Origin of the sequence: Stenotrophomonas lactitubi, assembly GCF_002803515.1 — a bacterium.
Classification (GTDB): domain Bacteria; phylum Pseudomonadota; class Gammaproteobacteria; order Xanthomonadales; family Xanthomonadaceae; genus Stenotrophomonas; species Stenotrophomonas lactitubi.
The window spans coordinates 212,345-227,174 of sequence record NZ_PHQX01000003.1; the positions used below are offsets into that span (position 1 = coordinate 212,345).

Consider the following 14,830-nt stretch of genomic DNA (forward strand, 5'->3'; position numbering starts at 1 on the left):
GGCTTTTCAGGCAGGGGAGAGACGTTAGTGCATCATCTTTGGCAACTGATCGCGCCGGCGCTGGCGATGTGCCTGGCAATCATCGGTACGTCCACCCTGCTGGCGTCGCTGGGCAACCGCTGGAGCCAGCGCGTGAGGTCGATCGGGCCGGTGCAGTCGCTGCTGCTGGCGCTGGTGTGCGTGCTGGCGCTGCTGATGAACGCCAATGCCTGGTTGCCAGGCTATATCGTCTTCCCGGTGTTCCTGGTCACAGGCGTGGTTGGCATTGCAGTGGCGTTGCGCCGGGGCAGTGCCGATCCACTGGCGCATGCATCGATCTGGGCGTTCACGATCAGCGTGCTGGCCGGAACGCTGGTGGTCGCCTGCTGGGACCTGGCCTTCGCTACACGCCATCTGTGGATGCTTGAAGGCACCAACCATGATCTGGTGTTCTTCTACGGCGGTGCCAAATGGGCCATGCAGCATCCGCTGTCGGTTGACCAGGCGACCGTTGTGCGCGAGTGGTCGCTGGGGCAATGTGGCCAGGGCATGCAGTTCATCGGCAATGGCTGCGTCGTACAGCGCAATGGCGCGTACACCCTGCTGGCACTGGCATCCAGCTTCGTGCCTGACGCAGGTCCCAACCAGGTGCGGGCGATGATCGGCGGCGCCGCGCTGTTCCCGGTGATTGGCATGCTGCCATCGATGGCCGGCCGCTTCGGCGGTGGGCATCGGGTTCCGCGTGGCAGCGTGGTGGCGTTCCTGCTGGCGGTGCTGTGCATGGCGGGCACCGGCATGATGCTGTCGGTAATCAACGAGAACATCGGAACGGCGATGGCCGGCGCTGTGCTCATGATGATCGTGCTGTGGGCGCTCAGCCCGATGCCATCGCCGCTCGTGAAATGGATCATGCTGGGTGCGGCGGCGGGCTGCGTCGGCATTGTTTATGGCGAAGCAGCAGTCCACGCCTGCCTGGTGGTGGCCTTGGCGGTGGTGACCACGGCCCTGTGGATGCGTTCCTGGCGCGTGTTCCTGCTCGGCGGCGTGATGGCAATGGTGGCCTGTGCCGTGGTGCTCAACCGGATGCTGCCCGAGCTCATCGCCTCCTATACGCAGGTCAGCGGCATCGTGGCGCAGTCCTCCTGGCCGAGCTGGTACATCCAGCAATCGTTCTGGGGCTGGTGGTTGGCTGCGCCGTTTGCCGGTCTGTTGATGACCGCACAGCCCGCGGTCAACCCCGAAGCGGTGATGCTGGGCCTGTTGCTGATGGCGGCCACGGGCTGGTTGTCGATCCGTGAACAGCGCTGGCGCTTCTTCGTCGGCTTGCTGGCCGCCAGCGGACTGCTGGTCATCTATGTGCAGAGCCACGGCTACCAGTATGGCGAGCACAAGCTGGTTCAGGTCCTTGGGCCCGCTTGGGGCGCCCTGCTGGCCTGGTTGCTGCTGCGGCATTCACGACGCCGGGGACGCATGGGTGGGGTCATTCTGCTCATGGCCATCCTGGCCGCGCTGTCGGCGGCCTATGCCGTGCGGTCCCGCGCGATCCTGGTCTCACACGTGCCGTCTGGAATTTCCCACACGCTGTCCGCAGCGCTCAGACTGCCGCAGGCCGGCGATGAGGTGATCATCGATGTTTCCGCGGTGGTCGGGCCTGATCAGTACGTGAAGCAGGACTTCGCCATCCTGGAGCTGCACCGCCGTGGTGCGCGTGCACGCATGGCCGACCGCGGCCGTGATCCTGTGGGCTACAGCGATGCGTTGTTCAACGACAGCCTGCGCCGTGCGGATTCGCCGGATTGGCTACTGGTGCTGAAGCACCCGGGTGCGGCGCCGGCGTTGCAGCTTGGCGCGGCGCCCGTGGTAGAGGATCCAACCTTCGCGCTTTACTCGCTGCAGTCAGGACAGCTGCCGCTGGCACAGGCGGGCAGGGGCTGGCATACCTGCGAGCAGGATCACTGCTGGACCCAGGGGCGCTTCAGCCTGGAAACCTTTGTGCCGAAGGACTGCGCCGGTGCCCGCCTGCAGGTCGACCTGAGGTTGCTGCACCCCCCTGGAGCGGGGCGGATCCAGGTAACGGTCAACGGCAGACAGGGCCCCACGCTGCAGAGCCTGGAGACCGGTCAGATCAGCCTGGACCTGCCGAAGGGTAGTTCCGTCATAACCCTGGTACCGGACTGGCAGATTGCGTCGCCGCAGTCGCTGGGCATTTCCGGCGACTCCCGCCCCCTGTTTGCTGACGTCTCGCGGGCGCGCATCAGCTGCAACGTGCCGGCCCGTCAGGCAGAATGACTGGCCCCTGGCAGCATCCATCGAACAGCGCCCAGCAATGACTGCGGCGCAAGAGGTCTTCCATGCAACTCCTTCTTGTCTTCGGACTCGTCCTTCTCGGTGCATGCGGCACGGTGCTGCTCAAAGTGGGGGCCGAACGCGTGACCTACGCCGACGGCCTGATGCCGATGCTGCTCTCGGCGGTCAAGAATGCCCCCCTGGTGAGCGGATTCATCCTGCAGATGATTCCGCTGGTGTCGTGGGTGGTACTGCTCAAGTTCATGCCGCTCACCAAGCTGCAGCCGATGATTGCTCTGACCTACGTGGTGACGCCGGTACTGGCCGTGCTGTTCCTGGGTGAGCAGGTGGGCCCGCTGCGCATGGCCGGCATCGGCCTGATCGTGCTGGGTGTGGTTCTGGTGAGCGCGAGCTGAGCATGAAGATCCTGATCGTTCTGACCTACTACACGCCCTATATGAGCGGCGTGACCGAGTTCGCGCGAATGCTGGCCGAAGACCTTGCCCATCGGCATGAGGTCACCGTGCTGACTACCCAGCACGATGTGGCGCTGCCGGTGGAGGAAACGCTCAATGGCGTACGTGTGGTGCGCGCTCCGGTCTTCGCCCGCATGCACAAGGGCGTGCTGAGCTGGAAGTTCATCACCTGGTTCCGGCAGCTTGCCAAGCAGCACGATGTGGTGAACCTTCACATGCCGATGCTTGAATCCGGCGTGTTGGCGATGCTGGTTCCGCGTCGCAAGCTGGTGGTGAACTACCAGTGCGACATGGCCGTGGTGGGGGGGCTGCTGGATCGGCTGGCGGTCAATGTCACCCGCATATCCTGCTGGCTGGCTACTCGGCGCGCTCGCGACGTCGGTGTCCTCACCCATGACTACGCCAGTTCGTCGGCGTGGTTGTCCGGAATCCGCGACAAACAGCACGAGGTGCTGGCGCCGATGAAGGCAATGCCCTGGAGTGAAGTCCAGGCCCCCACGGACGACGTGTTCCGCTTCGGCTTCGTCGGGCGATTCGTGGTCGAGAAAGGCCTGCCCGTGCTGCTGGACGCATTCGCCCAGGTCCATGCCCAACATGGCGATCGTGTTCGCTTGGTACTGGTTGGCGATACCCACAACATCGCGGGCGGCGGAATAATGGATGCCATCCACGGCAGCATCGCAGCGCTGGGTGATGCCGTGGAAGTGCGCGGTCGCGTCAGCGAGCAGGAGCTGCAGGCGTTCTATGCGGACTTGGACGTACTGGTCCTGCCCAGCGTCAACCGCTACGAAGCATTCGGCATGGTGCAGCTGGAGGCGATGCTGAGCGGCGCGCGGGTGATTGCTTCAAACCTGCCCGGCGTCCGGACCATCGTGCAGAACACCGGCAATGGCGAGGTCGTGCCGATTGGCGATGCCGTGGCGCTGGCCGGGGCAATGCAGCGTCTGATGGCAAGCCAGGGGGTGCTCAGCCGGGCCGGCGTGCGCGAACAGGCCTTGCGGGCCTACCCACTGCGGCGCTTTTTCGATCTGCAGGAAGCCATGCTGCTGAACAGCGCACGGGACGCTCAGGCACGCTGAGCCGCAGCCCGGCGTGCCTTCTCCAGCCGGGCGGGCCAAGGCCGCTCAGATCGCGGCCAACACCGAAAGACCACCCACCAGCACGGTCACCAGGCTGCCGGGATCCTTGACCGCGAACACGACGGGGTCATCGTGCATCTGCCCACGATGGGCCAGCAGCCAGGTGCGGCAGATCCAGTAAAGCAGCACTGGGCACAGCAGCCACAGGAACAGTGGGTGCCCGTACAGGTTCTGGCTTTCCGGTGCGTTGATGTACAGGCACAGCACCAGCACCGAGGCCAGGCCCGAAGCGGTGCCCAGGTTCTGCACCAGGCCAAGGTCCTCGACGTGGTAGCCGCGCCCGCTGGGCTTCTGCTTGCCACTGGCCAGGGTGAGGCGCAGCTCGGTGTAGCGCTTGAGCATGGCCAGACTGAGGAAGATGAACATCGAGAATGTCAGCAGCCAGAACGACAGGGTGACGTCGATCGCTGCCGCACCACCGACGATGCGGATGGTATAGAGCGCAGCCAGCATCACCACATCGATCATCACCACCTGCTTCAGCCGCAACGAATAGGCCAGAGTGAGGCAGAAGTAGATGCCCAGCACCAGCAGGAACGACGGCGCCACCACCGCAGCCAATGCGAAGCCGGCCAGGGTGAGCACCGGCGTGGCCAGCAGTCCAGAGCGCAGGTCCAACCTGCCACAGGCGAAGGGGCGCTTGCGCTTGCGCGGGTGCTGGCGGTCCGAATCAAGATCAAGCAGATCGTTGAACAGATACACGCCGGACGCACACAGCCCGAACGCCAGGAACGCCATTGCCGCCTCGAGCGAGGTCTCCAGTTCAAGAAAGCGGTGGCTGGCCAGTAGCGGCACGAACACCAGCAGGTTCTTCAGCCACTGGTGAATGCGCATTGCCTTGAGCCACGCCCGCAGGCCGCCTCCTTCGCGGGGCCAGTGTGCGGCGAGCTGCGAGCAGCCGGCCGCCGCACGCGCCACGCCTGCGCTGGCATTGACCACCCAGGCCGAATGGGCGTGTTTCCAGATCGCAAGATCGACCCGGGCGTTGCCCATGTAGTCGAAGCCGCGCTCACCAAACTGCTTGACCAGCAGTTCGGCCTTGCGATGGCCAGCCAGATTGGTTTGCCCGTCACTGCAGAACACGTCGTCGAACACGCCAAGGTGGCGCGCGATCGGCTCCACCAGCGCCGCGTCGGATGCTGTGCACAGTACGCGCCTGCGATTGCTGCTGGCCTGCAGCAACTCCACCACGCGCGGGTCGTAGGGAAGCAGTGCCGGATCGCCAGCGCCGTATACGGCCAGTTGATGCTTGAGGTGTGCTTTGCCGCGCAACAACCAGACCGGCAACAAGAACAGCATCCACGGCCGTCGTGCAAGCATCCGCAGGAAGGTCTCGTAAAGCAGGTCGCTGAGCAGCAGGGTGCCGTCCAGGTCAATACACAAAGGCCTTGTCTGGCCGGCACCGGATGCGCTCACCGATCAGGCCCCCGCGCGGCCGTATTGATCTTCGAACCTCACGATGTCGTCCTCACCCAGATAGCTGCCCGACTGGACCTCGATCAGTTCCAGCGGCAGCTTGCCCGGATTCTTCAGGCGATGGGTCACGCCCAGCGGGATGTAGGTGCTCTGGTTCTCGGACAACAGGATGACCTCGTCGCCGCGGGTAACCTCGGCCGTGCCGCTGACCACGATCCAGTGCTCGGCACGGTGATGGTGCATCTGCAGGCTCAGGGTCGCGCCCGGTTTGACGGTGATGCGCTTGACCTGGAACCGCGCACCATTGTCGATGGAGTCATACGCGCCCCATGGACGGTAGACCTTGCGGTGCGCGGCGGCTTCGCTGCGCCCATCGCGCTTGATCTGGCCAACGATTTCCTTGACGTCCTGTACGCGGTCCTTGTGGCCGACAAACACGGCATCATCGGTTTCCACCACGACCACGTCCTGAAGGCCGACCATCGCGATCAGTCGACTGCCATAGGCATAGCTGTCCTTGCAGTCCAGCGCGATCACGTCGCCGTGGCAGGCATTGCCGTCGGAATCCTTGTCGGATACCTCCCACAGTGCGGACCACGAGCCCACGTCGTTCCAGCCGGCATCCAGCGGAACCACCGCGGCATCGGCGGTCTTTTCCATCACCGCATAGTCGATCGAGTCGTTCGGGCTGGCGGCGAAGGCTTCCGCATCCAGGCGGATGAAGTCGTTGTCACGGGCGGCCTTGTCGAGTGCGGCGCGGCAGGCCGCAAGGATCGCAGGCTGCAGGGTCTCCAGCTCTTTCAGGTAACGCGAGGCCTTGAACAGGAACATGCCGCTGTTCCAGTAGTACTCGCCGGAGGCGACGTACTTCTCGGCAGTGGCCTGGTCGGGCTTCTCCACGAACCGGTCGACCGCGCGTACGCCTTCGCCGGTGGCGGCCTTGATGTAGCCATAGCCGGTTTCCGGAGCAGTCGGCACGATGCCGAAGGTCACCAGCTTGCCGGCTTCGGCGGCTACTGCGGCCTGCTTCACGGCCGCATGGAAGGCTGCTTCGTTACGCACGACATGGTCGGAAGGCAACACCAGCAGCAATGCATCATTGCCACCGGCCAGCGCCTGCAGGGCCGCGATGGCGATGGCCGGAGCGGTATTGCGGCCCACGGGCTCCAGGATCAACGCCTGCGGCAGGACCTTGCACTCGCGAAGCTGCTCGGCAGCCATGAAACGATGTTCCTGGTTGGCGACCACGATCGGCGCGGCACCAGCAATGGAAGCGACGCGCTTCCAGGTGGCCTGCAGCATCGTGTCATCGCCGACCAGCGGCAGGAACTGCTTGGGGTATGCCTCGCGCGACAGCGGCCACAGACGTGTGCCGGAGCCGCCGGAAAGAATGACGGGAACGATGGGAGTCATGATGCGTCCTTTACTCAGTGATTTGCCGGCGTGCCGCCGATCAAGTCGGTCAGTTCACGGATGCGGTCCTGCAGCAGGGCCTCATTGCCGCGCGTTTCGATGTTCAGGCGCAACAGCGGCTCGGTGTTGGAGCTGCGCAGGTTGAAGCGCCATTCCGCGAAATCCGCGCTGACCCCGTCGGTACGATCCAGCACCGGGTGCTGCGGTTCGAAATGGGCCAGCACGCGTGCCACGGTCGCCTTGGCATCCTCGACGCGGAAGTTGATTTCACCGCTGCAGGGATACGCCTTCATGCGGTCGGCGACCAGTTCGCCCAGCGACTTTCCGCTGCTCGACACCAGCTGTGCGATCAGCAGCCAGGGGATCATGCCCGAATCGCAGTAGGCGAACTCGCGGAAGTAGTGGTGTGCGCTCATCTCGCCGCCATAGATGGCATCTTCGGCGCGCATGCGCTCCTTGATGAAAGCATGTCCGGTCTTGCTCATCACCGGCACGCCGCCGGCCTGCTCGACCATCTCCACGGTGTTCCAGGTCAGGCGCGGGTCGTGGATGATCTTGCCGCCGGGCTGGCGGGCGAGCAGTGCCGTGGCCAGCAGGCCGACCAGGTAATAGCCTTCGATGAAATTGCCGTCGGCGTCGAAGAAGAAGCAACGGTCGAAATCACCATCCCAGGCGATGCCGAAGTCCGCACCGTTGGCGCGCACCGCGTCACGGGTAGCTGCGCGGTTCTCCGGCAGCAGCGGATTGGGAATGCCGTTCGGGAAGCTGCCATCGGGCTCATGCTGGATGCGGATGAACTCGAAGGGCAGGTGCGGGGCCAGCTCGTCGATGATCATGCCGGCACCACCGTTGCCCGGATTGGTGACGATCTTCAGCGGCTTCAACGCGGTTACATCGACATAACCCAGCAGGTGCTGGATATAGGCGGTCTTGTCGGTATCGCTGGAGACGGTTCCCTTGCCGTCGCCCAACGGGGCGTCGGAAGCAGCAAAATCGCGGATATCGAACAGGCCGGTGTCGCCGCTGATCGGCTTGGCGCTGTCGCGCACCAGCTTCATCCCGTTGTAATCCATTGGATTGTGGCTGGCCGTTACCATGATCCCGCCCGCCGCCTTGCGGTGGAACGTCTGGAAATACACTTCCTCGGTGCCACACATGCCGATGTCGATGACTTCGCGCCCGCTGGCGGTCAAGCCTTCAATGGCTGCCTGCAACAGGGCCGGGCTGCTCAGCCGGATGTCGTGCCCCACAACCACCGGTCCCGGGCCGAGCAGTCCTGCCGTACCAGCGCCAATGCGCCGGGCAAGGCGCTCATCCAGCTCATCCGGGACGCGGCCGCGGATGTCGTAGGCCTTGAAACACGGAAGCGTCATCAATGCAGTCCTTACACGGGTTGACCCCGGATTATAACGACAGGCGCTGCATGGACGGGTGATCCGGCGCCGCGTCCCTGCGAGCCTCAATACGATCAGGGATGCCATGTAACCCTTTGATTACATGGCATCTCCGAGCTTGGTTCAGGCCAGCGCCTTTTCCAGCTCCGGAAGGATCGTGAACAGATCCCCGACCAGGCCGATATCGGCAATCTCGAAGATCGGCGCGTCGCCATCCTTGTTGATCGCCACGATCGTGCCGGCATCCTTGATGCCGGTCAGGTGCTGGATCGCACCGCTGATGCCGACGGCCACGTACAGCTCCGGCGAAATGATCTTGCCGGTCTGGCCGACCTGCAGATCGCTGGGCACGTAGCCGGCATCGACCGCGGCGCGCGAGGCACCGACGGCGGCACCGAGCTTGTCGGCCAGCTGGAAGATGACCTTGAAGTTCTCTTCCGAACCGACGCCACGGCCACCGGAGACCACGCGCTTGGCGCTCTGCAGGTCCGGGCGGTCGCTGGCGCCGGCGGCCAGGCCGACGAAACGGGTGTGGCTCGGCAGGGCCGCATCGACGCTGGCGGCTTCAATCGAGGCACTGCCACCCTGGGCGGCTTCCGGCCACGACGCGGCACGCACGGTGGCGACCACGATCTGGTCGGCCGGCGCTTCGACGGTGATGATCGCGTTGCCGGCGTAGATCGGGCGCTTGAAGGTGTGGCTGCCTTCGACGGCCATCAGGTCCGAAACCTGGTTGACGCCGAGCAGGGCGGCCACGCACGGCATCAGGTCCTTGCCGAAGGTGGTCGACGGGCCGAACACGTGCGTGTAGCCCTTGGCCAGCTGCGCGATCTGCGGGGCAAGTACCTGGGCCAACGCCTGTGCGTTGGCAGCGTTGGCCACGGTCAGGACCTTGGCGACGCCTGCGATCTTCGCCGCTTCAGCAGCAACGGCGGTCGGGTCGGCAGCCAGCACCAGCACATCGATGCTGGCGCCGGAAATGGCGGCCGCAGCGCTGACGGTCTTGGCGGTGGCGGCGTTGAGCTTGCCGTCATGGTGCTCGGCGATGACAAGAATTTTGCTCATTACAGCAACCCCTTCTGCTTGAGTGCGGCGACCAGTTCGGCCGCGTCCTTGACCATCACACCCTTGCTGCGCTTGGACGGCGCGGCGTACTGGGTGGTCTTGAAGGTATCGGCGGCTTCAACACCGAGGTCGGCCAGCTGCAGGGTCTCCAGCGGCTTCGCCTTGGCCTTCATGATGTCGGGCAGCTTGATGAAGCGCGGCTCGTTCAGGCGCAGGTCGGTGGTGACCACGGCGGGCAGATCGACTTCCAGCGTTTCAAGGCCAGCATCGACTTCACGGGTCACCGTGGCCTTGCCGTCGGCGATCTCGAGCTTGCTGGCGAAGGTCGCCTGCGGACGGCCCCAGAGGGTGGCCAGCATCTGGCCGGTCTGGTTGGCGTCGTCGTCAATGGCCTGCTTGCCCAGGATCACCAGATCCGGCTGTTCCTTCTCGATCAGCTTGAGCAGGGTGCGGGCGGCGGTCAGCGGCTGGATGGCCTGGTCGGTGACCACGTGGATGGCACGGTTGGCACCCATGGCCAGGCCGTTGCGCAGATGCGCCTGGGCGTCGGCCGGCGCGATGGTGGCAACCACGACTTCGCTGGCGATGCCCTTGTCGCGCAGGCGCAACGCTTCTTCCAGGGCGATTTCATCGAAGGGATTGGGGGACAGCTTGACGCCGTCGGTGACCACGCCGGAACCGTCCGGCTTGACCTGAATGCGGACGTTGTAGTCCACCACGCGCTTGTACGCGACGAGGATTTTCATCTGGTACGAGATCCTTGTAGTGCCGGTCGCTGGCCGGCTCACAGTTGCTGGAGAACGTCCGGCTCTGCGACAGCAACCGGTTCGGGGGTGGGACCCCGATTCTAACTGGCCGAAGGCGACCATGCGAATGCGTATGGTTTTGCTGCGGCGCCGCATTCCAAGGGGATCCCTGCGCGCTGTTCACGGCCGGGAAGCAGTGCTGAACGAGCGCCCGATGTATCCTTTCAGGTTGCCGGAGTGCCCAGCGCCGAGGTGCATATTGAACAGGAGAACCAGGTAGTGCCCACATGGCTTGTCACCGGCGGCGCCGGATTCATTGGCGGTAACTTCGTTCTCGAGGCTGCCGCCCGCGGCGTCAAGGTCGTCAATCTCGATGCGCTGACCTACGCCGGCAACCTGAAGACCCTGTCCAGCCTGGACGGCAATCCCAACCACGTGTTCGTGCATGGTGACATCGGCGACAGCGCGCTGGTTGCCCGCCTGCTGGCCGAGTACCAGCCGGACGCGGTGCTGAACTTCGCTGCTGAAAGCCACGTTGACCGCTCCATCGATGGCCCCGGCGCGTTCATCCAGACCAATGTCGTCGGCACCCTCGGCCTGCTCGAGGCGGTACGCGATTACTGGAAGGCGATGCCGGCTGAACAGGGCGCAGCCTTCCGCTTCCTGCATGTCTCGACCGACGAGGTGTACGGCACCCTGGGCGAGACCGGCAAGTTCAGCGAAACCACCCCGTACGCCCCCAATTCGCCGTACTCGGCATCCAAGGCAGCCTCGGACCACCTGGTGCGTGCGTTCCACCACACCTACGGGTTGCCGGTGCTGACCACCAACTGCTCCAACAACTACGGCCCCTATCACTTCCCCGAGAAGCTGATCCCACTGGTGATCGCCAAGGCGCTGGCCGGCGAGCCGCTGCCGGTGTACGGCGACGGCAAGCAGGTGCGTGACTGGCTGTTCGTGTCCGACCACTGCGAAGCGATCCGTACCGTGCTGGCCAAGGGCCGGGTCGGCGAGACCTACAACGTCGGCGGCAACTCGGAAAAGCAGAACATCGAAGTGGTGCAGGCAATCTGTGCGCTGCTGGACCAGCGCCGCCCGCGTGCGGATGGCCAGCCGCGCAGCAGCCAGATCACTTACGTCACCGACCGCCCGGGCCATGACCGCCGCTATGCGATCGACGCCTCCAAGCTGAAGAACGACCTGGGCTGGGAACCGGCCTACACCTTTGAACAGGGAATCGGCTTCACCGTTGACTGGTACCTGGACAACCAGGAATGGGTGAACGGCGTGCTCGACGGCAGCTATCGCCTGCAGCGCATCGGCACCACGGCCTGAACCAAGGACACGACATGACCCAACGCAAGGGCATCATCCTCGCCGGCGGTTCCGGCACCCGGCTGTATCCGATCACCAAAGGCGTCAGCAAGCAGCTGCTGCCGGTGTACGACAAGCCGATGATCTACTACCCGCTGAGCGTGCTGATGCTGGCGGGCATCCGTGAAGTGCTGATCATCAACACCCCGCACGAACAGGTGTTGTTCCAGCAGTTGCTGGGTGACGGTTCGCAGTGGGGCATGGATATCCAGTACGCCGTGCAGCCCAGTCCCGATGGACTGGCGCAGGCCTATCTGATCGGCAAGGACTTCGTCGGCGGCAAGCCGAGCTGCCTGGTGCTGGGTGACAACATCTTCCACGGCCATGGGCTGAGCGAAATGCTGCGGCGGGCTGATACCCGCGATCACGGGGCGACGGTGTTCGGTTACTGGGTGAACGATCCGGGACGTTATGGCGTGGCCGAATTCGATACGTCCGGCAAGGTGCTCGATCTGGTCGAAAAGCCCGAGAATCCGCGTTCGAACCATGCGGTGACCGGCCTGTATTTCTATGACGGCAGGGCCAGCGACTACGCCGCCGAGCTCAAGCCGTCACCGCGTGGCGAGCTGGAGATCACCGATCTCAACAAGCGCTACCTTGCCGAAGGCAACCTGCACCTGGAAGCGCTGGGTCGTGGCTACGCCTGGCTCGACACCGGCACCCACCAGTCGCTGCTGGAAGCATCCAACTTCATCGAGACCATCCAGACCCGGCAGGGCCTGCAGATCTGCTGCCCGGAGGAAATCGCCTTCGGTCAGCGGTGGATCAGCGCAGAGCAGCTGGAAGCACTGGCTGCGCCGCTGATCAAGAATGGCTATGGCCAATACCTGCACAAGCTCGCTCTACGTGGAGTCGTTCCGTGAAAGTGATTCAAACCAGGCTGCCCGGTTGCGTGGTGATCGAGCCGGCAGTGTTCGGAGACGAGCGCGGCTTCTTCTTCGAGGGCTGGAACGCTGCTCGATTTGGTGGGTTGGGGCTGCCGGATCGTTTCGTGCAGAGCAATGTTTCCTCGTCCAGCAAGGGCGTGCTGCGGGGGCTGCATTACCAGTGGCCGCGACCGCAGGGCAAGCTGGTCAGCGTGCTGGAAGGCGAGGTCTATGACGTAGCCGTGGATATCCGCCGCGGTTCGCCGACCTTTGGCCAGTGGGAGGCGGTGGTCCTGAGTGCGCAGAACAAACGACAGTTCTGGATTCCGGAAGGATTCGCGCACGGCTTTGCCGTGCTGTCCGATACGGCGTTGTTCCACTATCTGTGCACCGATGTCTACGTGAAGGAAGTGGACGCCGGCGTACGCTGGAACGATGCCGACATCGCCGTGGACTGGCCGCTCAGCGCCCCGACGCTGTCAGCCAAGGACGAGAACGCACCGTTCCTGAAGGACATCACCGAAGATCGCCTGCCGGTGTACATGCCATGAGCATGCTGGTGTTCGGTGGCAACGGCCAGCTCGGTCAGGAACTGCTGCGCGCGCTGGCCCCGCTGGGCCCGTTGATTGCGACGACCCGTAGCGGCCAGCTTCCCGATGGCAGCGCCTGCGAAGTGGCTGACTTCAGCCAGCCCGACAGCCTGCCAGCATTGCTTGATCGCCTGCAGCCGTCGGTCGTGGTCAATGCGGCCGCGTACACCGCTGTCGATCGCGCAGAGCAGGACGTGGAGGCCGCGTTCGCGGCCAACGCGCAGGCTCCCGGCGTGATCGCGCGCTGGTGTGCGGCGCATGGCGTGCCTTTCGTGCATTACTCCACCGACTACGTGTTCGATGGCCAGGGTAGTGTGCCTTACCGCGAAGACGAGCCGACCGCGCCGCTGGGCGTGTATGGCACCAGCAAGCGCGATGGGGAGGATGCCGTGCGCGCTGCCGGTGGCCGCCACCTGATTTTCCGCACTGCGTGGGTATATGCCTCGCATGGTGCGAACTTCCTGCGCACGATGCTGCGCGTGGGTGCCGAACGCGATCAGCTGCGGGTGGTGGTCGACCAGATCGGTACGCCGACCCCTGCGGCGTTGATCGCCGATGTCACCGCACAAGCGCTGCAGCATCCGGGATCGTTGTCCGGTACCTGGCATCTGACGGCCGATGGGCAGACCAGTTGGCACGGGTTTGCCGAAGCGATCTTCGCCGAAGCGCTGGCTACCGGCGTGTTGGCGAAGGTGCCGGCCGTCGAGGCGATTCCCAGCTCCGAGTATCCGACGCCGGCTCAGCGCCCGGCATGGTCGGTACTGGACAACCGCAAGCTGCAGCAGGATTTCGGCATCGCGCTGCCGACGTGGCAGGACGGCCTGAAGCGGGTAATGGCGGAGATTGCGCCAGCCTGAAGAATTTCAGCCCTGTCTGCCTGCATTGCCGGGATTGCAACTCAGGATCTGCGCAGTACCCTGCGCGACTTCTGCGGGGCTCCCGGCAGCGGCGCCAGCAGCGCCTCCAGGTCTGCTGCATCGAAGCGCGGACCTGTGCTTCCGCCGCCTTCGAGAATTGCCTCGGCCAGCTCGGCCTTGCGCTGCTGCAGCTCGGCGATGCGTTCTTCGACGCTGCCTGCGGCGATCAGCTTGTAGACGAACACGGGCTGATCCTGGCCGATGCGATGGGCACGGTCGGTGGCCTGGTTCTCGGCGGCCGGATTCCACCATGGATCGAAGTGGATGACGGTGTCGGCGGCGGTCAGATTCAAGCCCACGCCGCCGGCCTTCAGGCTGATCAGGAACACGGGAACCTCGCCGTCCATGAAGCGCTGCACCGGTGTGACCCGGTTCTGGGTGTCGCCGGTCAGGGTCACGTAGGCAAGGCCCAGTGCATCCAATGCCTGCGCGATCAGGGCCAGCATGCCGGTGAACTGCGAGAACAGCAGGATGCGACGTCCTTCTTCGACCATGGACGGCAGCATCTCGCGCAGCAGGTCCAGCTTGGCCGAGCCGGCAGTGCGCGCGGGTGCATGGCCCGGCAGCAGACGCGGATCGCAGCAGACCTGGCGCAGCTTCAGCAACGCGTCCAGCACCACGATGTGATTGCGCGCCAACCCACTGCCGTTGATCGCTTCGCGGACCTGTTTTTCCATTGCCGCGCGCACGGTTTCGTACAGTTCGCGCTGGCCGCCTTCCATCGCCACGGTGCGGGTGATGACCGTCTTCGGCGGAAGTTCGGAGGCGACCTGGTCCTTGCGTCGGCGCAGGATGAAAGGGCGCATGCGCTGGGCCAGCAGCTGTGCGCGCCGGCGGTCGCTGCCGCGCTCGATGGGGTGGCGCCAGTGCTGGTTGAACTGCTTTTCGCTGCCGAGCAGCCCGGGCAGCAGGAAGTCGAACTGCGTCCACAGCTCGCCCAGATGGTTTTCCAGCGGTGTGCCGGTCAGGGACAGTCGATGACGGGCCTGCAGCGTGCGCAGCGTGGCCGCTGCACGCGACCTGGGGTTCTTCACCTGCTGTGCTTAGCGCTTGTCAATAGGAGGTTGTCAAACGCCACGATTCTCGGTCACATTTGAGCGCAAGCATGGCTGGACTGGGCTGCCAGGCGTGAACTGGCTACCCTTTCACCGAGTGCCAAAGCTAGAGTG

The 14,830-nt window shown here is 64.5% G+C and carries 12 protein-coding genes and 1 pseudogene; 7 read left to right on the top strand and 6 right to left on the bottom strand.

What is annotated here, in order from left to right; genetic code table 11:
• Positions 1 to 27: 27 nt before the first annotated feature.
• From CR156_RS22515 to CR156_RS22525, 3 genes are all read left to right on the top strand, one after another.
• Positions 28 to 2,268, top strand: coding sequence for a hypothetical protein (locus CR156_RS22515; protein ID WP_133120135.1), 2,241 nt, complete (start codon positions 28 to 30; stop codon positions 2,266 to 2,268).
• A gap of 62 nt (positions 2,269 to 2,330) precedes the next feature.
• Positions 2,331 to 2,681, top strand: a complete 351-nt coding sequence (locus tag CR156_RS22520) for an EamA family transporter (RefSeq protein WP_100554673.1) — start codon at positions 2,331 to 2,333, stop codon at positions 2,679 to 2,681.
• Positions 2,682 to 2,683: 2 nt separating this feature from the next.
• The gene (locus tag CR156_RS22525) at positions 2,684 to 3,820 is read left to right on the top strand and encodes a glycosyltransferase (RefSeq protein ID WP_100554674.1); all 1,137 of its coding nucleotides are present in this window, start codon (positions 2,684 to 2,686) and stop codon (positions 3,818 to 3,820) included.
• A 45-nt stretch (positions 3,821 to 3,865) separates the two neighbouring features.
• Here the strand turns inward: CR156_RS22525 and CR156_RS22530 are convergent, their stop codons facing one another.
• The 5 genes from CR156_RS22530 to CR156_RS22550 form a co-directional block, all read right to left on the bottom strand.
• Positions 3,866 to 5,296, bottom strand: coding sequence for a UbiA family prenyltransferase (locus tag CR156_RS22530; RefSeq protein WP_279324091.1), 1,431 nt, complete (start codon positions 5,294 to 5,296; stop codon positions 3,866 to 3,868).
• Between the two features lie 3 nt (positions 5,297 to 5,299).
• Complete coding sequence (locus CR156_RS22535; RefSeq protein WP_100554676.1) at positions 5,300 to 6,709, bottom strand: mannose-1-phosphate guanylyltransferase/mannose-6-phosphate isomerase; 1,410 nt, start codon at positions 6,707 to 6,709, stop codon at positions 5,300 to 5,302.
• A gap of 14 nt (positions 6,710 to 6,723) precedes the next feature.
• A complete protein-coding gene (locus tag CR156_RS22540; RefSeq protein WP_100554677.1) occupies positions 6,724 to 8,082 on the bottom strand; it encodes a phosphohexomutase domain-containing protein in 1,359 nt (452 codons plus the stop codon).
• A gap of 144 nt (positions 8,083 to 8,226) precedes the next feature.
• Complete coding sequence (locus tag CR156_RS22545; RefSeq protein ID WP_100554678.1) at positions 8,227 to 9,168, bottom strand: electron transfer flavoprotein subunit alpha/FixB family protein; 942 nt, start codon at positions 9,166 to 9,168, stop codon at positions 8,227 to 8,229.
• Complete coding sequence (locus CR156_RS22550) at positions 9,168 to 9,914, bottom strand: electron transfer flavoprotein subunit beta/FixA family protein (protein WP_019660968.1); 747 nt, start codon at positions 9,912 to 9,914, stop codon at positions 9,168 to 9,170. The genes CR156_RS22545 and CR156_RS22550 overlap by 1 nt, the downstream gene beginning before the upstream one ends.
• A 279-nt stretch (positions 9,915 to 10,193) precedes the next feature.
• On the opposite strand from CR156_RS22550, the gene rfbB reads away from it, so the two are divergent.
• Genes rfbB through rfbD form a run of 4 tightly spaced genes read left to right on the top strand, consistent with a single transcriptional unit; the run spans position 10,194 to position 13,601 of the window.
• Positions 10,194 to 11,249 (top strand): dTDP-glucose 4,6-dehydratase, encoded by a 1,056-nt coding sequence (rfbB, locus tag CR156_RS22555; RefSeq protein WP_100554688.1) that lies wholly within the window; start codon positions 10,194 to 10,196, stop codon positions 11,247 to 11,249.
• A gap of 14 nt (positions 11,250 to 11,263) precedes the next feature.
• Positions 11,264 to 12,151, top strand: coding sequence for a glucose-1-phosphate thymidylyltransferase RfbA (rfbA, locus tag CR156_RS22560; protein ID WP_100554679.1), 888 nt, complete (start codon positions 11,264 to 11,266; stop codon positions 12,149 to 12,151).
• Positions 12,148 to 12,705: a dTDP-4-dehydrorhamnose 3,5-epimerase gene (gene rfbC / locus CR156_RS22565; protein ID WP_100554680.1), complete on the top strand. Its 558-nt coding sequence runs from the start codon at positions 12,148 to 12,150 to the stop codon at positions 12,703 to 12,705. The genes rfbA and rfbC overlap by 4 nt, the downstream gene beginning before the upstream one ends.
• Positions 12,702 to 13,601: a dTDP-4-dehydrorhamnose reductase gene (gene rfbD, locus CR156_RS22570; protein ID WP_100554681.1), complete on the top strand. Its 900-nt coding sequence runs from the start codon at positions 12,702 to 12,704 to the stop codon at positions 13,599 to 13,601. The genes rfbC and rfbD overlap by 4 nt, the downstream gene beginning before the upstream one ends.
• A gap of 41 nt (positions 13,602 to 13,642) precedes the next feature.
• Here rfbD and CR156_RS22575 read toward each other — a convergent pair.
• Positions 13,643 to 14,704, bottom strand: a pseudogene (locus CR156_RS22575) (DEAD/DEAH box helicase); the annotation flags it as partial.
• Between the last annotated feature and the right edge of the window lie 126 nt (positions 14,705 to 14,830).